We start from the raw sequence: 24628 nt of genomic DNA, 5'->3' as shown, positions 1-24628 counted from the left end.
AGATACCATCAATTGGAAAAGGGGAGTGGGGTAGCTGTCCTATTTGATAACGATCCCACGTGCGGAGTCGATTTCAGAAATATTAACAACCAATCTTCAAGCAAAAATTACAGAATTACAAGCACGTTTTCTTCCATGTTCACTCGATGTAGAAAATCAAAAAAACCGCTTGCTCTTTTTTTTCCATGATCATCATTGTAAACCCACTGAAAAAGAAGTGCTACGTCAAGAATTAGCATCTTGTTTAGCAACTTTTTTTTATGAGTGTTGGGAACACGATTGGATTCATAAAAAATTGAGCAAACGATTACCTGAATCGATTCACTCAGAGCTTGATCAAGTTGAGGCTCGATTGATGACTCGCCGAAAATCTGTGGAACATTGGATTATGAAGTTAACCGATGCTTTGACTGACTACTTAAAAACAGAAGAGCATCTAGCATTGGATGGTTTTATCTATTTTCGTTTCCATGTGTATCGTCAGTCCATTGAAAAATTAATTCAAGAAGTAGTAGAGGAGTTTATTCTTGATCGAGAGTATAAGGAATTTATCCAGTTACTGCGATATTTCGTTTCAGTGCAAACTCCAACCTATGATCTCGTTCATGTGATTCATCAAATGGATGGCAAATTTAAATTGTTTAGAAATGATGGAACTCCGCTACAATATAATGAGATTGATCAGGCGCTGCGTGAAACGATTGAACTTTCACATGCGTATTCTTATGAAGATTATATTGTTAGTGCCCTTCTTTCTACATCGCCTGAACAAATTATTTTACATACCAAGCAAAATGAAGCAAATGTGATTCGAACCTTGATTCAGATTTTTGAAGAGAGAATTACACTTTGTACTGGTTGTATAAAATGTGGGGTCTCAAAGGATGGGAATCTGTCTCCACATTCTTGACAAAAGAAAAATAGTCATGTTAAGATATTCCGTATGTAAAAAGCAGAAGCACCCGCTTCTCACCTAGTCAACACTACAGGTTGTTACTGGGTTACTTGATAGGATGATAGTGGGTGCATATGCACCCCTTTTTTTATTTTTTTTAATGGAGGTGGCAAATGATCAGCAGGGAACAACATCAGGTTAACGAAGCAATTCGCGCCCGCGATGTTCGTTTAATCGGAGCCGATGGTGACCAGTTAGGGATCAAACCGTTACGTGAGGCACTTAAATTAGCAGCAGAAGCTAATTTGGATTTGGTGAATGTAGCTCCACAAGCAAAACCACCAGTTTGTAAGATCATTGATTATGGAAAGTATCGTTATGAGCAGAGTAAGCGAGAAAAAGAGGCACGTAAGAATCAAAAGACAACACAGATCAAAGAGATTCGTCTTAGCCCTTCGATTGAGGAACATGATGTAAATACTAAGTTGAAAAACGTTCGTAAGTTCCTAAGTAACGGAGATAAAGTGAAATTAGCGATTCGTTTTCGTGGTCGTGAAATCACACATCAAGAGCTAGGTCGCCGTATTTTGGATCGAATTGCAAAAGAAGTCAATGATTGCTCTGATGTTGAGCGTCAACCACGGCTAGAAGGCCGTCAGATGATCATGGTATTAAGCCCCAAACAGTAAGTGAAAAGGAGGCGTTTTCATAATGGCAAAGCAGAAAATGAAGACAAAAAGCGCAGCAACAAAACGTTTTCGGAAAACAGGCACTGGTAAAGTTCGTCGGAATCATGGGTATACCAATCATATGTTTTTAGCGAAATCTCCAAAACAAAAACGCAAATTGCGCAAAGCGACACTTATGCATAAAAGTGATGTGAAGCGAATTAAAAGCCTGATTGGTTAGCATAGGAAATAGGAGGAATCGCAGATGGCGAGAGTAAAAGGTGGTACAGTATCTCGTGCCCGTCGCAAAAAAGTATTAAAATTAGCAAAAGGATATTTTGGCTCCAAGCATCGCCTTTTCCGTACTGCAAAAGAACAGGTGATGAAGTCGCTGATGTATGCATATCGTGACCGTCGTCAAAGAAAGCGTGATTTTCGCCGCCTTTGGATTACCAGGATTAATGCAGCATCAAGACTGAACGGACTTTCCTATAATAAATTAATGTTTGGGTTAAAGTCAGCAGGAGTGGAGATCAACCGCAAGATGTTAGCTGAATTAGCTGTATCTGATCCACGAGCATTTGCGCAGTTAGCTGATGTAGCACGCAAAGCGATTTAAATCAAAATAGAAAACCCCAGCTTAGCATAATGGCTGGGGCTTTATCTTGTTCGTGCATTTTCTCTCTTTTCCATAAATCGAGAAGGATTCGAGTTCTCAACAGCATCATCAAGTCCTTGTCGCCTCATTTCTCGGGCAGCGGCAACATCCCCTCTTTCAGGATAAAGTTCATTTTCTAAGAAATAAAGTGGTAGTCGATTTTCTAAGAACTCTCTGCGGATTTTTCTTCGTTTGAGTCGGCGCAAAGCAGATGGAATGATTACCATATTTTCATGTGATAAAGCAGGATCTTCCTGCGGGAGATGGGGGTGTAAATAACCATTATCCCCAGGACTATAGTAATAGCGAGCACTTCGTAAGTTATTTTGTACAACTGGACTCGTAGGATCGATACCGACTTTATGAAATTTTGCAGCTTGTTGCAGTGCCTCTGGTGTATTTGGAATCGGATCACCTTTATAGAGAAGTTCTAATTTGCGATAGGCCCGCCATATTGGACGATTGCTAGAGAGACGATGTAGTTTTCGCATACGAATGGCCACTTTTTTTAGTTCATTATCAAGATGTTGGATAAAAGCATCCGCTTCTGCTTCATCAGGCTTATCAAGTAATCGTTTTCTGGCATATATTTGCTTTGGTGTTTTGCCAAGATGTCGAGTAGCCAGATACAGCGCAAAAGTGTGCCCCAAATTGGTACCCATTGGTGTATTGGATGTTTGGAGTACACCTGCCATGAGTCCTTTTTGATTTAAAAGATTAGCAGGGCTAACTCGCATCCATTGTCTTCTGCGGTCTTGAGGAGTCGTAAATAATCGACTAAATTTCTGGACTTGTTTTTGATAATTTGCTTTTGTCTGATCATCTATAGATAACTGATCGAAAAAGGAACCTGTTTGTAACTCACTGTCAATGTTATACCATTCATGATTCATCCAGTTTCTTGGATACAATTGTTCCCATTCACTCTCTTCGTAGTTGGCAGGTTGTTTTTTCATCCAGGTTTCCTTGCTGATATCTCGGTGTAAATAATTTCTCCACTCATTTTTGGACATATTGTGGGTTGGACTATAAGCATCATCCCAACGAGCCATTAATTCATCCGCGAGCAATTCCCAAAGAGGCTCTTCTAGCTTTCGCAACTCTGGAAAGAGAGAATCTTTTAGTTCAGGAGGGACTTCATTTGGATGTCGGATAAGCTCTGCTCGATGTTTATTCCAGGCGTTTAGCACCATTTCTGGGTGAGTGATTCCAGTATTTTCTTTTCCTGCGTCTGCTTGGAATTTTGGGATTTCGTATTGCTCAAACATTTGATAAAGCTCATTATGGATGGTATTATAAATCGCTACGTAGTGGGGTGTTTTCATCATTTCTTGATAGGGCATCTTTCGATAAAAAGCTTGTAAATAGTCATATAGATGGGTATTCAGATAGCGAACCACTGCTTTTTGTCCATATTCATACTTGGTTAGTCGTTCGATGCGGTTATTTCTTTCCCTACGGAATCTATTTATTCGATCTCTCAGGGCACTTCGAATCGTTTGAATGTGAGGCTTCTGATCAAGCGGAAGTGAAGGATTGGTGGTAATTTCATGTGGTAATGGTGAAAAGTATGACACTTTTTCTTCCCTCCTTTATGGGAATCTAGAAACCTTTGGATTATCTTGATTATACCATCATTACATCATTTTCTTAAATAATTGGGTTAATTTGACCAATTCATTGGTTGTTAATTTCGAAAATTGAGCAGCGATATACTCATGCTTGCGTTGGCTAATTTCATTCACGCATGAATTTCCTTGTTCAGAGATATGAATTTCGACGACGCGTTTGTCTGTTTGCGATCGCCTTCGAAAAACAAGTTCTTTACTTTCTAATTGATCAATAATATGAGTAATGTGACTGACAGAGACATGGAATTCTTGAGAAAGTTCTGTAACAATTTGGGGGCTTTTGGTAGATAGATGATAGAGGAAGCTATATTCTGTACCCGTCATCGTATCCCCGATAAGCTTATTTAAGTCTTTGCGATATTGCCGAAAAAAGAGACGAAAGACATGTTCAAGCTCTAGAAATAGGTCGATTCGATTATGCATATGTGAAACCTCATTATTCCGAATTTAATCATAAAGTTATATGATTATAAAGTATTATATTCATAGATTTGGCGATTTTCAAACATTGTATGGGTAATAATATGCTTGATAAAAGTTTCATTCATTTTTTTGGCGAAATTGGTTTACAAAGTGACGTTCATCTGATAACATCAAATACATTCAATCAGTCATTTACTTATTGCAAAAACAATATGATGATTATACAGATGATGAAGAGGACATAGATATACAAGATGTGTGATTCAGAGAGTCCGGGGTCGGTGGAACCGGAACCGCATTTGTCTATCTCTCACCTCGGAGTTGGGTGTCGAACAGCTTTGCTCAGTAGAACGCTGCCGGCTATATCGCCGTTATCGATAGAGTATGGAGCTTAATTGTCCCATACTCGTGGAGGTTGCGATTCGTGAGAATTGCGATAAAGTTGGGTGGTACCGCGAAACCTTATTCGTCCCAATCAGGTAAATACCTGATAAGGGGGATGGAAAGGTTTTTTCTTATTTTTGGGAAAATGATATTAAAAAGGGAGGAGAGTATGCATGACTTCCCAGACAGAGATGAAGAATAGTCCAATGAAAGAGAAGAGTGCAGAGATGGATCGCGAATATACAGGGTCTGAGATTTTATTGCGTTGTTTGGTGGCTGAGGGTGTCGATCGGGTTTTTGGCTATCCGGGTGGGGCTGTCCTCCCTATTTATGACTCGCTCTATGATGGACATGTGAAGCATCTGTTGGCACGTCACGAGCAAGGGGCAATTCATGCTGCAGATGGTTATGCAAGAGCAACGGGGAAACCAGGGGTGGTCATTGCAACCTCAGGCCCAGGAGCGACGAATTTAGTGACAGGTATCGCAACAGCGATGATGGATTCCATACCACTTGTTTGTATTACAGGGAATGTGGCACAAAACTTACTTGGTACGGATGCGTTTCAAGAGGCTGATATTACAGGGATTACGATGCCGATTACGAAACATAACTATCTGGTACGTGATGTAAACGAATTACCCCGAATTATAAAAGAAGCATTTACGATCGCAGCAGGTGGGCGTCCTGGGCCTGTTTTGATCGATATTCCAAAGGATGTCTCTAATGCAAAAGCATCTTTCTATTATCCAGAGACCGTCCACATTCGCGGATTTCAACCTACAACAGAACCACACCCACTTCAAATTAAGAAATTGCATCAGGCAATTGCAGGGGCAAAAAAACCTGTTATTATCGCAGGTGGCGGTGTTATATCTTCTGGTGCGACAGAAGAATTGGTTCGCTTTGCTGAAGGATCAATGATCCCTGTTACAACGACTTTAATGGGAATCGGTGGTTTCTCAGGAGTACATTCGCTCTTTTTAGGAATGCCTGGTATGCACGGTACCTATGCCGCTAACCACTGTCTACTTGGGTGTGATCTGCTCATAGGTGTGGGCAACCGATTTGACGATCGGGTTACAATGGGTCGAATTGATAAGTTTGCTCCAAATGCGAAAATTGTTCATATTGATATTGATCCTGCTGAGATTGGCAAAAACGTAGATACCTATATCCCAATTGTTGGTGATATTAAAAATGTGTTGACAGCTGCAAATGAAGGGTTGCCAAGTGCTGATTCTTCGGCTTGGTTACAACAGATTGAGCAATGGAAAGAAAAATATCCACTTCAATATAAACAAGATGATGACACCTTAAAACCACAATGGGTGATTTCACATCTCCATGAAACAACACATGGTGAAGCGATTGTCACAACTGATGTTGGGCAGCACCAGATGTGGGTTGCGCAGTATTATCGTTTTGTGCATCCGCGCTCCTTGTTGAGTTCTGGAGGTTTGGGTACGATGGGCTTTGGATTCCCAGCAGCGGTTGGGGCGCAATTAGCGTATCCTGATCGAACCGTGATTGCGGTAACAGGTGATGGCGGTTTTCAGATGACTGCCCAAGAACTGGCGGTAATCGCTCTTGAAAAAATCCCTGTAAAAGTGGCCGTGATCAATAATCGCAATTTGGGAATGGTTCGTCAGTGGCAAGAGCTTTTCCATGGTCAACGCTATAGTGAGGTCGATATTGGGGGCAGCCCAGACTTTGTAAAATTAGCAGAAGCATATGGTGTAAAAGGTTGGCGAGCCCATAACCCAGAAGAGGCAAAACAGGTTTGGCAAGAAGCACTACGTCATCCTGGGCCAGCAGTTGTCGATTTTTGGGTTACTCCACATGAAAATGTATATCCAATGGTGGCAGCGGGTACTAGTCTGGAAGAGATGATAATGGGGGATGAGGATTAATGATGAAGCATATTCTCTCTGTCTTGGTGAACGATCAACCTCGTGTCCTGGCTCGGGTATCTAGTCTATTGGGTCAACGCAATTTTAATATTGAAAGTATTAGCGTTGGAGGCTCTGAAGAGCCTGGGCTCTCCAGAATGGTGATTGTCACATATGCGGATGATCGAACAATGGAACAAGTTTCAAAGCAATTACACAAATTGATTGATGTGATTAAAATCCAAGACCTTGCGTTCGATGAATCGGTCGTCCGGGAGTTGTTATTGGTCAAAGTGGGAGCAAATTCCTCAAATCGAGCAGAGATCAATAGTATTGTAGAGCCTTTTCGCGCTTCAATCGTTGATGTAGGTGCTAACTCGATGATGGTGCAAGCGACCGGCGATCGAGCAAAGTTAGACTCATTATTAGAGTTATTAAGACCTTATGGAATTAAAGAAGTAGCACGTACAGGGGTTACTGCTTTACCTCGAAGCAGTGCCCGATCCAAAGCAATGGTATAGATCAATAACTGGAGGATGAAGAAATGGCAAAAATCTATTATAAACAGGATGCTGATTTAACACATTTACAAGGAAAGACTGTTGCTATCATAGGTTATGGAAGTCAAGGGCATGCCCATGCTCAGAATCTACGGGATAGCGGAGTTAAGGTCATCATCGGTCTCCGTCCTGGAAAGTCTTGGGATCAAGCAGAGCAAGATGGTTTCGATGTTTTTACTGTAGATGAAGCAGCGAAACGTGCTCAAGTTATTCAAATCTTATTACCTGATGAATTACAAAAACAAGTATATGAAGAGCAGATTAAAGATCATCTAAATGAAGGAGATGCTCTCTTCTTCGCACACGGATTTAATATTCACTTTGAACAGATTATCCCTCCATCTAATGTGGATGTTGTTTTAGCAGCTCCAAAAGGTCCTGGTCATCTTGTGCGCCGTGTTTTTGTGGAAGGTTTTGGTGTTCCAGCATTGATTGCTGTTCAACAAGATGCGACAGGAAAAGCGAAGGACTTGGCGCTTGCTTATGCACAAGGGATTGGAGCAACACGGGCTGGTGTGTTAGAAACCACATTTAAAGAAGAGACAGAAACTGATCTCTTTGGTGAGCAGGCTGTGCTTTGTGGTGGCGTTTCTGAACTCGTAAAGAATGGCTTCCAAACGCTGCTTGAAGCTGGGTATCAACCAGAAATTGCTTACTTTGAATGTATGCATGAGCTCAAGTTGATCGTTGACTTGATGTATGAAAAAGGTTTGACAGGTATGCGTGATTCAATCAGTAATACGGCTGAATATGGAGACTATGTCAGCGGACCACGAGTGATTGGCGATGCAAGTCGACAAGCGATGAAAGATGTACTAACTGATATTCAAAATGGTACCTTTGCTAAGAAATTTATCGCTGAAAATGAACAGGGTCGTCCTTGGTTTGCAGAAAAGCGTAAACAAGAACAAAGCCAAGAATTAGAACAAGTAGGCGCTAAATTGCGGGAAATGATGGTCTGGGTCGAGTCTAAGTAGTCGGTAAAAGTGAGTAAGTGAAGCCGCTTTTTCAAGTGCAGAGCAGTGAGAGCGGCTGCTTCTCACAGCAGTACTCAGAAATCAGAAATGATTAACAATATTCAAAAATCATAAGGGGAGGTAAAGAAAGGTGCGAACAATCCAAATTTTTGACACCACATTGCGTGATGGCGAACAGTCACCAGGAGTCAATTTAAGTATAGATGAAAAGGTGGAGATTGCTCTACAACTGGAACGACTGGGTGTGAACGTAATTGAAGCTGGTTTTTCAGCTGCCTCTCCAGGTGATTTGAATGCCGTGCGAGAAGTGGCGAAAGTAGTCAGAAATGCTTCTGTGTGTAGCCTTTCTCGAGCAGTGAAAGGTGATATCGATGCAGCATGGGAGTCTTTGAAAGATGCTGAAAATCCTACATTGCATATTTTTATTGCTACATCGCCCTTACATCGGCAATATAAATTGGGAAAAAGTAAGGATGAATTACTTGAATCAATCCGCGGTTCATTGAGCTATGCACGTCAATTTTTCTCTCGGATTGAATTTTCAGCAGAAGACGCAGGAAGAACAGAGCGTGATTTTCTTGCTCAAGTAGTCGATTGTGCCATTCGTGAAGGTGCAAAAGTGATCAATTTGCCCGATACAGTAGGGTATCTAGATCCAGACGAATATGCCGAGATGTTCCGCTATATTCGTCAAGAAGTTCCTCGTACTGATGAGATTATTTTAAGCGCTCATTGTCATGATGATTTAGGAATGGCAGTAGCAAATAGTTTGGCAGCGATCAAAGCAGGTGTAACGCAGATTGAAGGAACGATTAATGGAATTGGCGAACGTGCGGGAAATGCTGCGATCGAAGAGGTTGTCATGGCAATTCGTACACGTGAAGATTTTTATCAAGTGAAGACGACTTTCCGTCATGAAGAAATAGCTCGTACAAGTCGTTTGGTAAGTAAATTAACAGGAATGTATGTCCCAGGAAATAAAGCAATTGTTGGTGAAAATGCTTTTGACCATGAATCTGGCATTCACCAAGATGGTGTCTTAAAACATCGTGGAACGTATGAGATTATGTCTCCGTCCTCGATTGGTAAAGAAGAGGTTCCATTCACGATGGGCAAACATTCGGGGCGACATGCTTTCCGAGTGCGTTTGGAGCAATTAGGGTATCCACAGTCAGACGAACGGATCAATGTTTTGTTTAAACGTTTTAAGGAATTAGCAGATCGTAAAAAGTCTATAACGGATGAAGACTTGATTGCACTTGTTGAAGAACGAGTTCATAAAGGGGAAGAACTTTTTCAGTTGGAGTCATTTCATCTCTCTTATGGTAGTCACTCGGTTCCCACTGCAACAGTGCGCCTTCGCAAACAGGGGGAAGATCAGATCATTGAAGAGGCAGCATGTGGAAATGGCTCTATCGATGCCATCTTTAAGACGATTGATCGGATGGTTGATGTTGATGAGGAGGTAGAATTAGCTGACTTCCGCATACATGGTGTTACACAAGGAAAAGATGCTTTAGGTGAAGTTTCAGTACTGTTGAAACAGGATCAACTAACAGTAATTGGACGTGGGGTAAGCACTGATATCTTAGACGCAAGTGCCCGAGCTTATGTAGATGCAATCAATCGATTATTGCGCCGAAAAAAAAAGAATCAGCAACAGCTTGAATTAGAAGCGTAAGTTTTCTCTTTTTCATATATATGCTCACGATTCCCCGCCTCTTTTACTACACTTGATGAAGGTGGGGATTTTCATTTCTTAACAAAGGAGTTTCATTATGAAAACTACATATCAAATTGCTTTAATTCCAGGAGATGGAATTGGCCCTGAAATTGTTGCTGAAGCGGTAAAAGTATTAAAACAGATTGAGCGAACTGAATCAGTGCAGTTTGAGTTTTCTGAAGTGTATGCAGGTGGTATTGCTATTGATAAATTTGGTGAGCCACTCCCTGATAATACATTGACTACTGCTCGCTTAGCTGATGCAGTTTTATTAGGAGCAGTTGGAGGACCGAAATGGGATCAGAATCCATCGCATTTACGACCTGAAAAAGCCTTATTAGGACTTCGAAAGGAATTAGGGCTTTATTCAAATTTAAGGCCTGTCACATTGATTTCAGGAATGGAAGCACGCTCAACACTAAAAGCAGAAGTATTATCTGGGGTAGATTTAATCGTTGTAAGAGAGCTGACAGGCGGCATCTATTTTGGAGAGAAAAAGAGAGAAAAGACTGCTCAAGGTGAATTTGCTTCAGATTTACTAATATATCATGAGCATGAAATTGAACGTATTGTCCATCAAGCATTTTCAATTGCTCAAAACCGTAAAAAACATCTCACTTCTGTTGATAAGGCAAATGTGCTAGAAAGCTCTAGATTTTGGCGGGAGATTGTGGAACGAATCGCTCCTGAGTATCCTGATGTTCAGGTGAATCATATGCTTGTCGATAACTGTGCGATGCAGTTATTACTCCGACCTTCATCCTTTGATGTGATTGTGACGGAAAATATGTTTGGCGATATTCTGAGTGATGAGGCTGCCATGTTGACAGGATCAATTGGATTACTTCCTTCAGCTAGTCTTGGTGAAGGGACAAAAGGGATGTATGAACCCGTGCATGGATCAGCGCCTGATATTGCAGGAAAAGGGATCGCAAACCCTGCCGCTACGATTCTTTCAGCCGCTCTCTTGTTACGTCATTCACTAGGTATGGAAACAGCAGCACAAAAAATTGAATCGGCTGTACAAAAAGTATTAAGTCAGGTTCGTACAGCTGATCTTGCTGCGGAGAATGAAGAATCTGTGAGTACCCAAGAGTTTGGTGATCGGGTTGTAGCAGCGTTAAGTAAGTAAGGAAAATTCATTTGCTGAAAGAAACGATCTTCTACAAGCTAAAATCAGACTGCAGTAAACTTTTTGAGCGAGTGGAGAGATGATCGGCAAAGCTCCATTTCGGACGCAACTTAGCGGAATGACAGCTGAAGCGGCGTTTTCACTTCGGGCAAACTGTTTGAGTCGCCGCAGACGTATGCTGAAGGAGACGAGTTTTGCCCGGCCGCGAAGGCTGACAGAATGCGACAGTCACACTTCTTTGCAAGCCTGGGTAGGAGCGTCGCCGAAAGGCGCGATCACGAGCCGATCACTAGACTTTGTTTACAAGCTAAAATGTCCAACACTTACTTTTGTAAGTATTGGACATATGTTATTAGCAGGTGCATTTATCGGTGCCACAGTGTTCACATTTCTCTAAACGAATCATGTTTCCACCTCCTACTTGAAAATAGAGGTCATTATCCATTAGATGTGTAGGTGGATTGAAACAGATTATTAAATAGATTTTTTGTGATCTTCTAAAATAAATTGTACCTCAAAGAGGAAAAGGAACTCAAGCAAAGAAGGGCGATTGTGCCCTTCTTTGTTTATTTGCGGCAATCGCAATCTGGGCATTGGCATTTATCGGTACCACAGTGTTCACATTTTTCTAAACGAATCATAAGCTCACCTCTCCAATTAGTCTATTGAGCGAATGATGCGAGGTTTAGAGTGTGAATTCTCCTATTTTATAGTATTTATTATATACATTTACTACTCAATCCGTCCATAACGACCAGCACCACCTGCCTGTAGGGAGATGTTCCCTGCGCGAATCTGTTTGATCATGGTAGCAATGCGCTCACCGACGGATGAAGATATTTGCTCGAGAGAGGCAAAATGGAGGATTTCCATCTCAGTGCCTATTTCTGAAAGCATTTTTTCACGTGTCTTTGGTCCCACTGTGGGTAAGAATTCAAGTGGAATCTGGTAGTGATAAGGGGGGCGATAAACAGGTGACAGACTGGGTTGATCTGCGAGTTGACGAATTCGGTCTGCGACACCATGAATCTTCTTTTTGCTACCACAGTTTGTACATTGATCATTGTTTATTGGCCAGGGTTGATAACATGTAGCACAACAGGTTTGATAATATTTCCCTAGCTTTGGATTTAATCCGTAGTTAGCAATGATCGCTCGATTATTTTTTCTCTGTAGAGCAAGTACCCACTCTTTAAAACTTGCTTCTCTCATCCGAATTTGTTGATATTCACGACCCATTTTATTCAATGAATGAGCATCTGAATTGGTGAGAAAGGTGAGTGACTGAAGCTCAGATAGTTGATCAGCCATTTCTGTATCACTGCTAAGACCTAATTCAACTGCAATTAAACGATGGATGGGAAAAATATTGCGAATGGAGTTAGTTGCACTTCCAAGAATGCTTTTAAAAGGTGTGAAAATATGAGCTGGAATCAAGATACCGCCCAGTTCCTCCACTTTCTCCAGCAGGATATAAGCTGGTTGATACAGTCGCTGTGTGCTGAGATGGACATTTTTCATGTGTTTTGAAAGCCAGCTTGTGAAACTTTTCATTTGAGCTAGGGATGGAAGATAAGCGAGTACATGTGCGGGTGACATGCCAGGTTCACGAATTTCAATTTCGGCGCCCAGTAGACAGGTTGTCTGTTCGTGACAGATTCCACCATCAGGATGTTCTAAAAAGATACCTTGTTGAATGCTACTTTCAATCTCTGCTTGTACTTCTGGAACCTGTGCATCGATGATACCAATAAGCTGTAGCCCTTTTCTTTGAGTCGCTTCTTGCAGAATTGCTGAAAAAGTAAGGGAGCGCGATCCGGTGATTTTGACTGGTCGATTTGACTGTGTACGCCCAATGTGGATATGTAAATCGGCAAAATAGTGGTGAAAATGATCAGAATGATTCATATATTTTCCTACCTTACATATAAAAATGCTTTATAGTCTATGGTCCAAGATCATGAAATCTTCTATTTTCAACGATATACTGGATTAGCAATTGGAGGCAAGTGTACGATCATGATCCCTTAAAATGATGTCGATATTTTAGCTGCATCTTGTAGGATTCGGGTCAAATCACTTTTACATAGGAGGGGAGGTGAAAGATCATATCCTTCACCTCCCTGAAATCAGTAGCAACACAACAATTATTTTCTCGGCTGTTTCTCGCCCTTTCTTGAGCCTCTGCTAGTGCTTTTGCAGCTTTTCGACTCTCTCTTGCTCGCTCGCTGCTTCTGTCTGTGCTCTTTCTTTCTCACCCATCAGGCTGCAATCCATTTATTGCTGTCTCCTTAGAAGGAATATATCTCCTATGGTAATCATAAGCACCCAAATCTTTTTTATTTTACTTGGATTGAATATGTCACTCGATAGTGAATGATCAATGAAATTCGATATCGATTTGTTGCTGCTCATCTCTTTTTATTTTTGGCATATGAACTTCAAGCACCCCATTACGGTACGTAGCTTTTACACCTTCATGTGATACAGGGCTGGGTAAGGTGACGGAACGGTGAAAGCGACCTATATATCGCTCTTTGCGATGCAGGTTTTCTTCATGTATGTCATTTGATCGATGGATTGCTCCATCAATTTGTAGTAATTGATGATCAATATGGATGGATACATCTTCCTTTTTTTCTAAGCCAGGTATATCGCATGTTGCTACGATTTCATCTGCTGTTTCATGAAGATCAATTCGGATCGAACCCATATTTTCATTATTAAAAATAGATGGCATTTCAGAGAAAAAACGATCAAACTCTCTTCTAATTTGGTCAAGACGTCTAAAGCGGTCATAAGGTACAAGTGACATTCGATTACCTCCAGTCTAAAGTTGAATACGATCTATAGTCTGTCGAATATAGATCAGGATATTCACACATTTGATGAAATGTTAATCAAAAAGTTATGAAAAGGAGGTCATTAAAAAATGAGAACAGGCCGACCCCTCAGGGTCGACCTGTCTCTTCGCACGGCGCTGTGCCCGAACAGTCCCATTGCTGTTTTTAAAATGCGACGACCATACGTTCAATCGTTACATAGCAAAACGACAAGGGATGCCCGTATCGGTACCAGACAGATTCTGTGTTCGTTCTGTCCAGTCCTCCCCTTGATGATTGAAGCCCATATCCATGGGATTCGAGGAGGTATCTAAGCAGGGGCCGTGAAAAATATTCGAAAGTCATTGTCGCCGGCTTCAGCCGGCTAAGTACATCGCTTGACCATATGGGCTCCTAAGAATTCATATCCCGTTCCGTGCTGATTACGAGAACGCTAGGTCATGAATGCCTCCGGTCTCTCCGCATATGCGAAACCCGAAATACGGGTAAACTACCTTGAATATCTAAATATTACTTTATTGAAAGTTGTTGCGTCAAGACAATTAACCCAGTACCCCATATTTCCTTCATTATAAAGGATAGTTATCGATCTTTTGAATAGCTGAATCGGAATGAATATAATGAATGATAAAGTGAGGTGAAGCTCACTTTTTCTTTGAGAGGAGCATAAAGTGGTGATGATAGATGATCCATAATGTGGAAATACGAAAAGTCAACACATATAAAGAATTAAAGAATCTTGCGAAATTACGCAAAGCGCTATGGCCAGATGATGGGGAAGTCGCATTAGATCATATGAAATTTATAGCAGCACATGGCGGAATTATTCTTGGTGCTTATGTGAAGGATCAATGTGTAGGCTATCTCTATAGCTTTCCTGGTTACCAGCAAAAACAAGTATATCTGATCTTACAGAATATCGGTGTACGCTCTGATTATCGACAACAAAAAATTGGAGAGGCATTGATGAAGCGCCTCCAGTTAGAAGCATTAGAATTAGGATATGATGAAATAATCTGGACATTTGAGCCATTAGAAAGCATCAATGCTCATCTATATCTACATAAGATGGGGGCTGTTGTTACCGAATATCTTATAAATTGCTATGAAAATAATCAATCAAAACTACCAATTGATCGTTTTTTAGCACATTGGAATATTACTCATACACAGTCAAGTCATCTCGCTGAACAGCTTGATACTAGTATCAATCATACTTATATGATTGATCATAAAAATCGAACACAAGATCAATTGGAGCCAGAAATTCTAAATAAATCTACTTATGTTCTAATCCCAATTCCATCCAATTTTTCAACGATTCGTTCAAATAAAGAGACGCACTCTTGGCGATTCTTTACTAGATCCATCTTTCATCAACTTTTACATTTGAATTGGGAAGTATTTGACTTACTGAAGAATCGATTTTCAGATGAATCTATTTACTATTATGTTGCTAGGAAAACAGAAGATTATTTATGATAAAGTGACGTAAGATAATTGATAGAGCGGGCTATCTGGTTCGCTCTATCACATATGACCTGTCTAATTTTAACTACTTCTCTCCATCCCTCCTTTTTTATGCAAGTTTATGTAATTCGTCATCCGGCTCCGCGCTACTTTGGCAGGCCCAGCTCACCTGATACCCGACAATTGTAACCTTTCAAAATACACCCTATTCGGGCTTTCTTTTTATTAGATTATAAAATATTATTATGTAGAAATTTAACACAATATCAATCTCTTGGAGGTTATCTATGTCATCTACACCTTCGCTCATTTTCATTATCCGATCTTATTTCTCCATATCATTCGTTTATTATTGAAGAGAACGCCAGGCTTTTGCTCGAAAAAGAATCAAGAAGCTAACCAGAAGACCAATGACGGCTGAAAAAGATAAGATAGTACGAATCGAATATCCTGCGGTCATTAGAAAAGATATAATCGATTGACTGATCGGGTCAAAAGCGGTTTGCGATAGGAAGACGATCCCCATTACCCGTCCCATTTTTGCAGGATCAGTTCGTTCTTGAATGATCACGTCTGTGGGTAAAAATACCATAAAAGCACTAAAGGCAATGAGACTTCCCATGAAAATTAAGATATATAAACTTTCTACTTGACTAAATATAAGTAGGCATAGAAGGCTTGAAAATAGAAAAAAGAATATCCATTTGCCACGTTTTTTTTGTAGTGCTACAAAGAGTAAAAATAAGGTAGCAATTAATGAGCCAATCGAAAATCCACTTTCTAGAAAGCTCAGTTGTAGAGCAGTTCCTGATAATTCTTTTGTAATGATGGGGAAGCTTAATAGAATAGGGCCAAACACAAAGAGATTTACTACAATGACGATTGAAATACCCGTTTTGTAGATGGGGGATTCAAACACATAATGTAGCCCTTCTCGAAACTCATTTATAAAGTGAATTCCTTTGTCTGAGTGATTCGGCTTTGGATCTTGGATAATAGCAGGATGAACTGTGATTGCATGAATAAACATTGCAATCATACCAACCCCAAAAGTTGCTGCATAAGAATAATAAGAAATAAGCATACCTGCGATCACTGGCCCGATCAAGAAGACAAACTCCTGTGTACTATGAATCAATGTATTTGCAGATTGTAACTCTGCCTTTTTAACAAGGTTGGGGATAGAAGATGAGAGAGCAGGATAAAAAATACCATCTGTAAAACCAGAACAGAAAGAGATGATGAGTATCGATGTAAAGGTTAACGAACCATTTATAAATAAAAAGAGTAGAATACCTAATAAAGCTGTTTGAACCATTCCACTCACAAACATAATCTGTGATTTTTGCACTTTATCTGCTAAAACGCCACCTAGTGCCATTGTAAAAAGACGAGGAACGGACGAGACGGCAAATACTAAACCAAGATTTTGAGAAAGGTGAAGTTGATCCACGACATACCATGAAAGGGTGATGAGAAACATGGAAAAGCCTAATACGCCAAATATTTCTGATATCCATATAAGCAGAAAGGGCTTATTTTTTAATAATGTAAAAGACTTCATCTTTATATTAACTCCCCATCATAAGCGTTAATATAGTAAAATATTTATTGCTAATCGAGTGTTATAAAATGGAAGATTTTGATATTAGTTAATGATTAAAATGGATAACAAATGTATAAGGAGACAATAACCATGAAGCAAAATAAGTATGATGATCCAAATTTTTTTTCTGAATATAAAAAAATGGTTCGATCAGTTAAAGGGCTTTCAGGAGCAGGGGAATGGTATGTATTTAAGTCTTTGTTGCCCAATTTAGAAAACCAAAATGTGCTTGATTTGGGGTGTGGGTTTGGTTGGCACTGTCGTTATGCTCGTGAGCAGAAAGCGAATTCAGTAATCGGTGTCGATATTTCAGAAAAAATGTTGCATAAAGCTCGAGAAATGACAGATGATCCCTATATTTCGTATCTAAATATGCCATTGGAAGATATCCATTTTTCTGCTGAACAATTTGATGTTATCATCAGTTCCTTGGCTTTTCATTATGTTAAGTCTTTTGAAGAAATATGTAAAAAGGTTTTTTCATATTTAAAACCTGGTGGTATCTTTGTCTTTTCAGTTGAGCATCCAATTTTTACCTCTCGAAATGAGCAGGACTGGTACTATGATGAACATGGAAACAGATTGCATTGGCCCATTGATCACTATCAATTAGAGGGAGTCCGTGAGACAACCTTTTTAGCTGAGAACGTTATAAAGTATCATCGAACCATTTCCACTTACTTGAACGATTTAATTCAGGTTGGTTTTCAGATTCAAGCAGTAGAGGAGCCTAGGCCGTCTGAAGAAATGCTAGCAGAAATCCCCGAAATGAAAGATGAAAACCGAAGACCCATGTTTTTATTGATCTCAGCTGTGAAAAATATACTTAAATAAATATGAAAACAAAAAGAATGATGACAACAATGGGAGAGACGGATATGACCCATCATAGACATTCATTTATCATTAGCGCCTTCTTTTTTTTCTTATACGCTGGATATGGAATTTTTTATCCAATGCTTGGGATTTATTTAAAAGAACAACACTTTTCAGGGCTTGAGATGGGCGTCATGATGTCGATCTCTCCACTGTTATTAATGGTGTTTCAGCCGATTTGGGGATTGATCAATGATTTTTTTCAGAAGCCACATCTGATCTTGATCATCACTTCGTTAATGAGTGCTGTCACTTTACTATTTCTATCTTTTACACATCAATTTTCGATTATTATGCTCTTGTTTATTCTATTTTCCGTCTTTCAGAGTGCAATCAACCCCTTATCAGATAGTTTAGTTGTAAGCTTTACAAAAAAAATTGAAAAAAATTATGGCGATTTTCGTCTCTGGGGCGCCATTAGTTTCGCATTGGCTGCTTGGTTAATGGGTTGGTTAGGTGGATATACTTCGCTGTTAGCCATATTCTATCTTTATGCCTTTGCCTTAATGATTGTAGCTTTGCTCAGTTGGTATCTCCCCTATGCAGAACCTTTACCAAGGGAACAAAGTCAAATGTGGCAAGATTTAAGAGTTTTATTTCGCTTGCCTGCTTACTTACTCTTTTTAGTTGCTACTTTTTGTGTACTCGGCCCCATGCTTGCGAATAACAACTTTTTTGGCATTTTCTATCAATTTGTGGGTGGTACATTAGCGGGCGTTGGTGTCTGTTTCTTAATAGGGGCGGGAAGTGAAGCTCCTTTTATGAAAGTGGCGAGTAGGTTGATTGGCAAATATGGTTATCTACCGATTATATTATCCTCAGCTGTTCTTTCCGCGATTCAGTACTACTCTTATGCAATTGCGATACCTGTAAATTGGGTACCTTGGATTACATCTCTCCAAGGCTTTTCAATCGGCTTGTTTATTCCTGCCTCTGTACAGATGGTTGGGTACTTAGCACCTCAAACTGTTCAAACAACGGCGATTGCGGTTTATAATGCAGTTGCGAACGGAATCGGAACATTTTTTTTTCTGTTTGTAGGAGGGCTATTATTAGATTATTTCCCAGTAACGGTCGTTTATTGGTTCTTTGCAGATTTTACACTGATCGGTGTATTGGTAATCTTATGGTTATTTTATCGACATAAAAAAAATTCAATCAAGCAGAAGATGACTCATCTAAAAGAGTTCTCAGATTAATCCGAAGTGCTGAAAGGCTACCTTTTATGGCCCAAAAGGGCTATTTTTATTGCCCACTTATTTGTATAGAATATGAAATCGAAATGGGCAGCAATGTTAAGAGAGAGGATTTGGGTCATTTGCTGAGAAGAGAAAAAGAAGGAGGATCGACTTCTTTCTATCAAGTCGTTTGGAGATGGCACTTTTATGCTGGAATTATATTTACTCCATTTTTAATTATATTAGCGATTAGTGGGGCGACTTATTTATTTAAGCCCCAAATTGAATCGATTATCTATAAAGACAAATATTATGTTCATGAACAAGGTTCATCTACACTATCCCCTTCTGAGCAAGTGAAGAAGGTGAAAAAGAGCTATCCAAAAAGCTCAGTTACATCATTTACAATTTATCATGATCCAAAGCGTACAACCGAAATTGGACTGATCCAAGGAGGAAAGAGTGTTTCCGTCTATATCAATCCATATAATGGGCAAATCCAAGGAACATTAAAGGAAGATGATCGATTTACAGAGATTTTCAAAAAAATTCATAGTGAATTGTGGATCGGAGGCACTCCCGCCAATCGTTGGGTAGAGTTAACTGCTTGTTGGGCAGCTATATTACTCGCGACGGGGCTTTATTTATGGTTTCCAAGAAAAAAAGCAGCGATCTGGGGAACTCTTTTGCCTAGACTGAAAAGAACAGGTAGAACGTTTTGGAGAGATATGCATGCTGTTCCTGCTTTTTGGTTTTCGCTGCTTATTTTAAGTTTTATTGCGACAGGTCTTCCTTGGTCAGGTGTATTGGGTGAAGAAATCAATCAATGGGCAGTAAAACCCAAATATGCAAATAGTTTTGAGGAAAAACCGGATTCGATTACGTATACGAAAGAGATTGCTAAAAATATACCTTGGAGTAATGAGAATCTACCAGTACCAGTATCGTCAAAAGGGAATTATGTTCCCCTTGGCATAGATCAAATCGAGGAGATTGCAAAGCAACAAAAAATCAAGAAGCCATATACGATCTCGTTTCCAGAAAATGCAGAAGGTGTTTATACTCTATCGCATTCAGAACATCCTACTAAACTCGCTACAATCCATGTGGATCAATATAGTGGAGCTATTTTAAGCGATGTAAGGTTTCGTGATTTTGGTTGGCTTGCACAATGGATTGAGGTAGGCATTGCCTTTCATGAAGGAAGATTGTTTGGGCTGACTAATCAAATATTGGGTCTGATCGTCTGTATTGGGATAGTTGGAATCGTAATCAGTTCTTATATCATGTGGTGGAAACGGAGAACAACTGGTAAATTGGGAGCACCAGCCCGATCACTGGACCGCAATAAAACAAGAATCGTCTTCTTTCTGATGCTTGGATTTGGATTGGTGATGCCTTTAGTTGGGATATCGATTCTCGGGGTGTTCTTGTTGGATTATTTCGTAATTAGCAGATGGATACCACTTACAAGATGGTTTGGATAAGGAGGGAGATTAAGTTGTGGAAATGGATGATCGGAGTGTTTGTAACCATGATGATAGTTTCGACAGCATGCTCATCAAAGGGAGACAAAGCAACACAAGATCCAAAGCAACAGACATCATTTATGCAGCCGATTGAGGTTGGGATTCAAGTTCCTTCGCAGCTTGAACCTAAAAAAGAATATGTGTTACAAGTCCACTTACAACAAGGAAAAGCTGCAATTGATGATGCAAGTGATGTTCAATTTGAAATATGGAAAAAAGATCAACTAAACAAAGGAAAAAAGATCAAAGCCCAACATGAACAAAACGGTGTGTATACAGTTAAAAATTCATTCCCAGGCGATGGTGTTTATTATATACAGACCCATGTCACAGCTCATGGAATGCATGTCATGCCAGTCAAAATGGTGGTTGTGGGACATGTGTCTGAGCAGGAACTGAAGTCTGAAACAGATCAACCAAGTCATCAAATGAACGGATCAGGGCATCATCACTGATATTAGACCAGCCCTTGTTCATAGGCATATCGGGTTAATTGAACCCGGTTTTTTAATTGAAGTTTCTGCATAATATTTTTTAAATGGTTTTTGACTGTATATTCGGAGATGGTCAAGGTGGATGCGATTTCTTTATTGCTCCAACCTTTTACTACAAGACATAGTACTTCTTGCTCCCGTTGCGTCAGAGAGGATACAGATTTATGTTCAGATGTTTGATGAAATCCCTGTATAATTCGATGTGCTACTTCAGGTGACATGGATTCGTCGTCTTCCATTAATGAATGAAGATATTCGATCCAGATATCGGTATTTAGATTTTTTAATAGATAGCCTTGAGCCCCCTTTTTTAATGCTTCAAACAAATCCAAGGCATCGTCGGAGACGGTCACCATTACTATTTTAACCTGTGGAAAGCGATCTTTAATCACTTTGGTCGTGTGGTGACCATTAAGGGTAGGCATGTTGATATCCATTAAGATTACATCAGGTTGCATTTCCTGAGTGAGCTGGATAGCTTCCCGACCATTTGTAGCCTCACCTATGATTTCAAATGAAGGATCGCTGGATAAGATCAGTTGCATTGCCTTACGAGCATGTTTATGATCATCACAGATTAAAATTCGATATCGAGCAGACATCTATATCTTTCCTTTCGCAATGATGATTTTAGTTTCCTCTTTTTGTCGGGTGAATGATAATGTACCGCCTATTTCTGATACCCGTTCCTGCATGATCTGAAGACCAAATCGCTGTTCTTGTTGAAATGGATTCCTTTGAAAGCCTTGACCATTGTCCGTAATTTCTAAACGCCATCCTTGATGCTGAGGTTGAAGTTCAATTGAGACTTGAGTTGCTTGTGCATGTTTTTGCACATTTAACAATGCTTCTTGGACACATGAGCTTAACTCATGCTTTTCTTTTTCTGTAAACATTTCTTCTGTAAAATCTAATTGTTGATGAACAGAGATTGCAGTTTGTTGCTGAAATTGTTCTGATAAATTTTGAATCTGTTCTTTTAATCGGATAGTGGAAGCAGATGTCTCTGTCTTTAAATGCGAGATTGCAGATCGAACATAATCGTGAATTTCACGCAAGTTTTCCTCTAGATCATTCCATTGGTTTGGATTGTTTTGATGTTTCATCTGCTTTACCTGAACAGAGCATAAGAACAAAGTTTGGGCGATCCCATCATGGAGTTGTCGAGCGATCCGCTCTTGCTCTTGATATATCGCCTTTTCTGCTTTCTCCTGTTTGAGCTGTTCGTGAACATGTTCATATCGTCTGAACAGAGGGACGAGCAGTGTCATCGTAACCACAAAAATGATAAGAGGTGATAACCAATTTCCCAGCTCCATAGAAATATAAGGGAGGAGAAAACGATGCCGCACATATTCCCATATACCAATCACAACAGTTGGGATAATCAAGATTAACCATTTTAACATTTTATCTTGCATCCAATATGAACTCCTTTCTATCTATTATAGAATAACAAGACTATCACTTTTAGCATGGCACAAAAGAGCTACAAATGTGGCATTTTATATACAAAGAAAATGAAAAGATAAAAAGAAAGTCAATTTGGCTTCAGCTTGTAGACAAAGCCGCGTGATCGTGGTTCACGGCGACGTTCCGACCCAGGCTAGCAAAGATGTAGGGCTGTCCGCGTTCTGTCAGCCTTCGCGGCCGGGCAAAACTCGTCTCCTCCGGCATCAGCCTGCGGAGACTCGAACAGTTTGCCCAAAAGGAAAGTGCCGCTTCAGCTGCCTCTCCGCTAAGTTGCACCCGAAATGGAGCTTTGCCGGTCACCTCTCCACTCGCTCATTCGGTTTTTCATTAGTCTTGAAGCCAATTTGGCTTCAGATAAAGGTGATCTCTTTGTCATGATGACTCATATTTTTCGATCGTATCATAAAAGGAAGGAGCGTAATCAGTCCCAATATGGCTAGGATGAAACCAACCCAAATCGTGGAACGTAATCCCAAACCTGCATCAATCGTCATCCCCCCGATGGAAGAGCCTACTGCCACACCCAAACTAATGATGGAACCATGAATTGAATTCACCAAAGTTCCCGCATTGCCTATGCGTATGACTCGTGTAACCATCGCTGGATTCATTGGTACACCTGTTAGTCCAATCAAGATTACTACGATTACAGTCATGATGCTATTGTCGGCAAAAAATGCAAAGAGAAGTAATGATGTTCCTAATAGTAAAAGTCCTAAGAACAGTGTTTGCATTGTATATCTGTCTGCCGTTCGACCAGTGATCATATTACCGATTACTGTAGATGCTCCATAGATGGTTGTAATAAAGGGAACGGTTGCTGGTGCAAATTTTGTAATTTCAGTAAAAAGGGATTCTTAAAATAGATTCTTGGAAATATCTGAGCACTTGTCAGGCAACCAGCATTGAATGAAAAGGTTGGCTGGATGTTTTTTCAAATTCTTTTCTGTTTTCAGATTGCGACTTCCTTATTTATAGGTAGTTATAGCCGATGATGGTATCATGGCAATAAATCTAGCGATGAATGATGTCAATTATTTATTTTTTTGATAATTTTTGCTGGCACTCCTGCAACAACAGTGTTTTCTGGCACATCTCTCGTAACAATAGCTCCTGCTGCAACAACAGAGTTTCTCTCGATAGTTACACCTGGTAGAATTGTTGCGTTTGAGCCTATCCAAACATTTTCCTTGATGGTAACTGGAGAAGCATAGGTTATGTTTCTCGTTTCTAAAGTTAATCTATTCGTATTCCTATAACGAGCGTTTAGTTTGGATAGAACTAGCGAATTTATTGTTAGATATGACTACTACACCCAATACTGTAAATTATTTTTTCTCATCATATGAATACTTATGTGTATCAATCGATTTTTGAGATAGTTTCGAAGATCTATCCATTGAACATCAACTGTAGAGATGGCAGATTCCTACGTTTAATGACCCATCTGAATAAAAAAATCAATGGGGTCAAATGACCACATTGATTGTCTACATAATATAAAAACCCTTGCTACACAAGGGATTACGTGGTGGACAGTACTGGGATCGAACCAGCGACCTCTTCCGTGTCGGGGAAGCGCTCTCCCGGCTGAGCTAACTGTCCGAAATGATTGAAAATAGATTGCAATGGTGGGCCCAACAGGACTCGAACCTGTGACCGATCGGTTATGAGCCGACTGCTCTACCAACTGAGCTATAGGCCCTTTCGATATGGCGGAGCCGACGGGATTCGAACCCGCGATCTCCTGCGTGACAGGCAGGCATGTTAACCCCTACACCACGGCTCCAAGATTGGTTGCGGGGACAGGATTTGAACCTGCGACCTTCGGGTTATGAGCCCGACGAGCTACCAGCTGCTCCACCCCGCGCTAATTCATATGTCTTATTGACGACGACAAGTAAGACTATACATCATAATGAGGATCAATGCAAGTCTTTTTTTAAATTTGTTCTGAAAAAGAATCATTCATTTATTTTTTCATGGCGCCACATATAACGAACTCCATAACGACCACGATAAGAACGGTAGACCTCTACCTTACTAGGATGGTCGGAGCCGAGTAACCACCAGTCTTCTTGAATTCTCGCTGCAAGACAATTGGCTTGGAATTTGGATTCATATAATTTTGCCCAGTATATCCATCGGTTCATATTGATGACCTCCTTTGAGCTTATTATCACCAAAATGATTTCATTTTTATCGTATCTTGATGA

23 protein-coding genes, 4 tRNA genes, 1 pseudogene and 1 other annotated feature are annotated in these 24628 nt (G+C 40.1%); of the genes and pseudogenes, 14 read left to right on the top strand and 14 right to left on the bottom strand.

Translation table 11 applies throughout. The features are described 5' to 3' along the window. Nucleotides 1–43: 43 nt before the first annotated feature. The 4 genes from ytxC (at nucleotide 44) to rplT (ending at nucleotide 2182) form a co-directional block, all read left to right on the top strand. Entirely contained in the window at nucleotides 44–910 is an 867-nt protein-coding gene (gene ytxC / locus BUB71_RS04250; RefSeq protein ID WP_073152449.1) for a putative sporulation protein YtxC, read from the top strand. A 34-nt stretch (nucleotides 911–944) separates the two neighbouring features. Next, nucleotides 945–1053, top strand: a sequence feature (ribosomal protein L20 leader region). Nucleotides 1054–1068: 15 nt separating this feature from the next. Beyond that, entirely contained in the window at nucleotides 1069–1584 is a 516-nt protein-coding gene (gene infC / locus BUB71_RS04245; protein ID WP_073152445.1) for a translation initiation factor IF-3, read from the top strand. 22 nt (nucleotides 1585–1606) lie between these two features. After that, entirely contained in the window at nucleotides 1607–1804 is a 198-nt protein-coding gene (rpmI, locus tag BUB71_RS04240) for a 50S ribosomal protein L35 (RefSeq protein ID WP_073152442.1), read from the top strand. A 24-nt stretch (nucleotides 1805–1828) separates the two neighbouring features. After that, on the top strand, nucleotides 1829–2182 hold the full coding sequence (rplT, locus tag BUB71_RS04235; protein ID WP_073152439.1) for a 50S ribosomal protein L20: 354 nt from the start codon (nucleotides 1829–1831) through the stop codon (nucleotides 2180–2182). A 41-nt stretch (nucleotides 2183–2223) separates the two neighbouring features. Here rplT and BUB71_RS04230 read toward each other — a convergent pair whose 3' ends face one another. Together BUB71_RS04230 and BUB71_RS04225 are read right to left on the bottom strand one after the other, a co-directional pair. Beyond that, nucleotides 2224–3798 (bottom strand): hypothetical protein, encoded by a 1575-nt coding sequence (locus BUB71_RS04230; RefSeq protein ID WP_073152436.1) that lies wholly within the window; start codon nucleotides 3796–3798, stop codon nucleotides 2224–2226. Between the two features lie 60 nt (nucleotides 3799–3858). Then, nucleotides 3859–4275 carry a MarR family winged helix-turn-helix transcriptional regulator gene (locus BUB71_RS04225; RefSeq protein WP_073152432.1) on the bottom strand — a complete coding sequence of 139 codons (417 nt, stop codon included), beginning with the start codon at nucleotides 4273–4275 and terminating at the stop codon, nucleotides 3859–3861. A 557-nt stretch (nucleotides 4276–4832) separates the two neighbouring features. On the opposite strand from BUB71_RS04225, the gene ilvB reads away from it, so the two are divergent. From ilvB to leuB, 5 genes are all read left to right on the top strand, one after another. Continuing rightward, the gene (gene ilvB, locus BUB71_RS04220; protein WP_084731043.1) at nucleotides 4833–6572 is read left to right on the top strand and encodes a biosynthetic-type acetolactate synthase large subunit; all 1740 of its coding nucleotides are present in this window, start codon (nucleotides 4833–4835) and stop codon (nucleotides 6570–6572) included. 2 nt (nucleotides 6573–6574) lie between these two features. Then, complete coding sequence (gene ilvN / locus BUB71_RS04215) at nucleotides 6575–7072, top strand: acetolactate synthase small subunit (protein WP_084731083.1); 498 nt, start codon at nucleotides 6575–6577, stop codon at nucleotides 7070–7072. Nucleotides 7073–7095: 23 nt separating this feature from the next. Next, nucleotides 7096–8088, top strand: a complete 993-nt coding sequence (gene ilvC / locus BUB71_RS04210; RefSeq protein WP_073152426.1) for a ketol-acid reductoisomerase — start codon at nucleotides 7096–7098, stop codon at nucleotides 8086–8088. A gap of 130 nt (nucleotides 8089–8218) precedes the next feature. Next, the gene (locus BUB71_RS04205; protein WP_073152423.1) at nucleotides 8219–9769 is read left to right on the top strand and encodes a 2-isopropylmalate synthase; all 1551 of its coding nucleotides are present in this window, start codon (nucleotides 8219–8221) and stop codon (nucleotides 9767–9769) included. A 97-nt stretch (nucleotides 9770–9866) separates the two neighbouring features. After that, a complete protein-coding gene (leuB, locus tag BUB71_RS04200) occupies nucleotides 9867–10943 on the top strand; it encodes a 3-isopropylmalate dehydrogenase (protein ID WP_073152419.1) in 1077 nt (358 codons plus the stop codon). Nucleotides 10944–11675: 732 nt separating this feature from the next. Here leuB and BUB71_RS04195 read toward each other — a convergent pair. Both BUB71_RS04195 and BUB71_RS04190 read right to left on the bottom strand, forming a co-directional pair. Then, the gene (locus BUB71_RS04195) at nucleotides 11676–12851 is read right to left on the bottom strand and encodes an endonuclease Q family protein (RefSeq protein ID WP_073152416.1); all 1176 of its coding nucleotides are present in this window, start codon (nucleotides 12849–12851) and stop codon (nucleotides 11676–11678) included. A 472-nt stretch (nucleotides 12852–13323) separates the two neighbouring features. Further along, nucleotides 13324–13758 (bottom strand): Hsp20/alpha crystallin family protein, encoded by a 435-nt coding sequence (locus tag BUB71_RS04190; RefSeq protein WP_073152413.1) that lies wholly within the window; start codon nucleotides 13756–13758, stop codon nucleotides 13324–13326. A 712-nt stretch (nucleotides 13759–14470) separates the two neighbouring features. Between BUB71_RS04190 and BUB71_RS04185 the strand changes: the two genes are divergently transcribed. Continuing rightward, nucleotides 14471–15268 (top strand): GNAT family N-acetyltransferase, encoded by a 798-nt coding sequence (locus tag BUB71_RS04185; protein WP_073152410.1) that lies wholly within the window; start codon nucleotides 14471–14473, stop codon nucleotides 15266–15268. Nucleotides 15269–15605: 337 nt separating this feature from the next. Here the strand turns inward: BUB71_RS04185 and BUB71_RS04180 are convergent, their stop codons facing one another. Beyond that, nucleotides 15606–16820: an MFS transporter gene (locus BUB71_RS04180; RefSeq protein ID WP_073152407.1), complete on the bottom strand. Its 1215-nt coding sequence runs from the start codon at nucleotides 16818–16820 to the stop codon at nucleotides 15606–15608. 132 nt (nucleotides 16821–16952) lie between these two features. Here BUB71_RS04180 and BUB71_RS04175 point away from each other — a divergent pair, with 132 nt between their 5' ends. From BUB71_RS04175 to BUB71_RS04160, 4 genes are all read left to right on the top strand, one after another. Further along, nucleotides 16953–17696 (top strand): class I SAM-dependent methyltransferase, encoded by a 744-nt coding sequence (locus BUB71_RS04175; protein ID WP_073152404.1) that lies wholly within the window; start codon nucleotides 16953–16955, stop codon nucleotides 17694–17696. A gap of 44 nt (nucleotides 17697–17740) precedes the next feature. After that, nucleotides 17741–18937: an MFS transporter gene (locus tag BUB71_RS04170; RefSeq protein ID WP_073152401.1), complete on the top strand. Its 1197-nt coding sequence runs from the start codon at nucleotides 17741–17743 to the stop codon at nucleotides 18935–18937. Between the two features lie 110 nt (nucleotides 18938–19047). Next, on the top strand, nucleotides 19048–20403 hold the full coding sequence (locus BUB71_RS04165; RefSeq protein ID WP_245815511.1) for a PepSY-associated TM helix domain-containing protein: 1356 nt from the start codon (nucleotides 19048–19050) through the stop codon (nucleotides 20401–20403). Between the two features lie 14 nt (nucleotides 20404–20417). Next, nucleotides 20418–20900 carry a FixH family protein gene (locus tag BUB71_RS04160; protein WP_175552275.1) on the top strand — a complete coding sequence of 161 codons (483 nt, stop codon included), beginning with the start codon at nucleotides 20418–20420 and terminating at the stop codon, nucleotides 20898–20900. 2 nt (nucleotides 20901–20902) lie between these two features. On the opposite strand, the gene BUB71_RS04155 is transcribed toward BUB71_RS04160, so the two are convergent. The 9 genes and pseudogenes from BUB71_RS04155 to BUB71_RS04115 all read right to left on the bottom strand — a co-directional run bounded on the left by BUB71_RS04155 (nucleotide 20903) and on the right by BUB71_RS04115 (nucleotide 24565). Continuing rightward, nucleotides 20903–21541 (bottom strand): response regulator, encoded by a 639-nt coding sequence (locus tag BUB71_RS04155; protein WP_073152398.1) that lies wholly within the window; start codon nucleotides 21539–21541, stop codon nucleotides 20903–20905. Further along, on the bottom strand, nucleotides 21542–22360 hold the full coding sequence (locus BUB71_RS04150; protein ID WP_073152395.1) for a sensor histidine kinase: 819 nt from the start codon (nucleotides 22358–22360) through the stop codon (nucleotides 21542–21544). Nucleotides 22361–22762: 402 nt separating this feature from the next. Further along, a complete protein-coding gene (locus BUB71_RS04145) occupies nucleotides 22763–23251 on the bottom strand; it encodes an MFS transporter (protein WP_084731037.1) in 489 nt (162 codons plus the stop codon). A 191-nt stretch (nucleotides 23252–23442) separates the two neighbouring features. Then, nucleotides 23443–23604, bottom strand: a pseudogene (locus BUB71_RS04140) (DapH/DapD/GlmU-related protein); the annotation flags it as partial. A gap of 337 nt (nucleotides 23605–23941) precedes the next feature. Then, nucleotides 23942–24017: transfer RNA gene (locus BUB71_RS04135), tRNA-Val, on the bottom strand. Between the two features lie 24 nt (nucleotides 24018–24041). Further along, a tRNA-Ile gene (locus BUB71_RS04130) sits at nucleotides 24042–24117 on the bottom strand. Between the two features lie 8 nt (nucleotides 24118–24125). Further along, nucleotides 24126–24201, bottom strand: a tRNA-Asp gene (locus BUB71_RS04125). A gap of 5 nt (nucleotides 24202–24206) precedes the next feature. Beyond that, nucleotides 24207–24282 (bottom strand) — tRNA-Met (locus BUB71_RS04120). A gap of 94 nt (nucleotides 24283–24376) precedes the next feature. Continuing rightward, nucleotides 24377–24565, bottom strand: coding sequence for a hypothetical protein (locus tag BUB71_RS04115; RefSeq protein WP_073152389.1), 189 nt, complete (start codon nucleotides 24563–24565; stop codon nucleotides 24377–24379). Nucleotides 24566–24628: the final 63 nt, after the last annotated feature.

Source organism: Seinonella peptonophila, from assembly GCF_900129355.1.
GTDB lineage: Bacteria > Bacillota > Bacilli > Thermoactinomycetales > Thermoactinomycetaceae > Seinonella > Seinonella peptonophila.
Note: the sequence above shows the minus strand (reverse complement) of the source record. Positions and strands in the feature narration are given on the sequence as shown.

Bases quoted from the DNA above. Each gene is read 5' to 3' on its own strand.
- infC (WP_073152445.1), top strand. From the start codon at position 1,069: ATGATCAGCAGGGAACAACATCAGGTTAACGAAGCAATTCGCGCCCGC.
- rpmI (WP_073152442.1), top strand. From the start codon at position 1,607: ATGGCAAAGCAGAAAATGAAGACAAAAAGCGCAGCAACAAAACGTTTT.
- rplT (WP_073152439.1), top strand. From the start codon at position 1,829: ATGGCGAGAGTAAAAGGTGGTACAGTATCTCGTGCCCGTCGCAAAAAA.
- BUB71_RS04225 (WP_073152432.1), bottom strand. From the start codon at position 4,275: ATGCATAATCGAATCGACCTATTTCTAGAGCTTGAACATGTCTTTCGT.
- ilvB (WP_084731043.1), top strand. From the start codon at position 4,833: ATGACTTCCCAGACAGAGATGAAGAATAGTCCAATGAAAGAGAAGAGT.
- ilvN (WP_084731083.1), top strand. From the start codon at position 6,575: ATGAAGCATATTCTCTCTGTCTTGGTGAACGATCAACCTCGTGTCCTG.
- ilvC (WP_073152426.1), top strand. From the start codon at position 7,096: ATGGCAAAAATCTATTATAAACAGGATGCTGATTTAACACATTTACAA.
- leuB (WP_073152419.1), top strand. From the start codon at position 9,867: ATGAAAACTACATATCAAATTGCTTTAATTCCAGGAGATGGAATTGGC.
- BUB71_RS04195 (WP_073152416.1), bottom strand. From the start codon at position 12,851: ATGAATCATTCTGATCATTTTCACCACTATTTTGCCGATTTACATATC.
- BUB71_RS04190 (WP_073152413.1), bottom strand. From the start codon at position 13,758: ATGTCACTTGTACCTTATGACCGCTTTAGACGTCTTGACCAAATTAGA.
- BUB71_RS04185 (WP_073152410.1), top strand. From the start codon at position 14,471: ATGATCCATAATGTGGAAATACGAAAAGTCAACACATATAAAGAATTA.
- BUB71_RS04180 (WP_073152407.1), bottom strand. From the start codon at position 16,820: ATGAAGTCTTTTACATTATTAAAAAATAAGCCCTTTCTGCTTATATGG.
- BUB71_RS04175 (WP_073152404.1), top strand. From the start codon at position 16,953: ATGAAGCAAAATAAGTATGATGATCCAAATTTTTTTTCTGAATATAAA.
- BUB71_RS04170 (WP_073152401.1), top strand. From the start codon at position 17,741: ATGACCCATCATAGACATTCATTTATCATTAGCGCCTTCTTTTTTTTC.
- BUB71_RS04155 (WP_073152398.1), bottom strand. From the start codon at position 21,541: ATGTCTGCTCGATATCGAATTTTAATCTGTGATGATCATAAACATGCT.
- BUB71_RS04150 (WP_073152395.1), bottom strand. From the start codon at position 22,360: ATGCAAGATAAAATGTTAAAATGGTTAATCTTGATTATCCCAACTGTT.
- BUB71_RS04115 (WP_073152389.1), bottom strand. From the start codon at position 24,565: ATGAACCGATGGATATACTGGGCAAAATTATATGAATCCAAATTCCAA.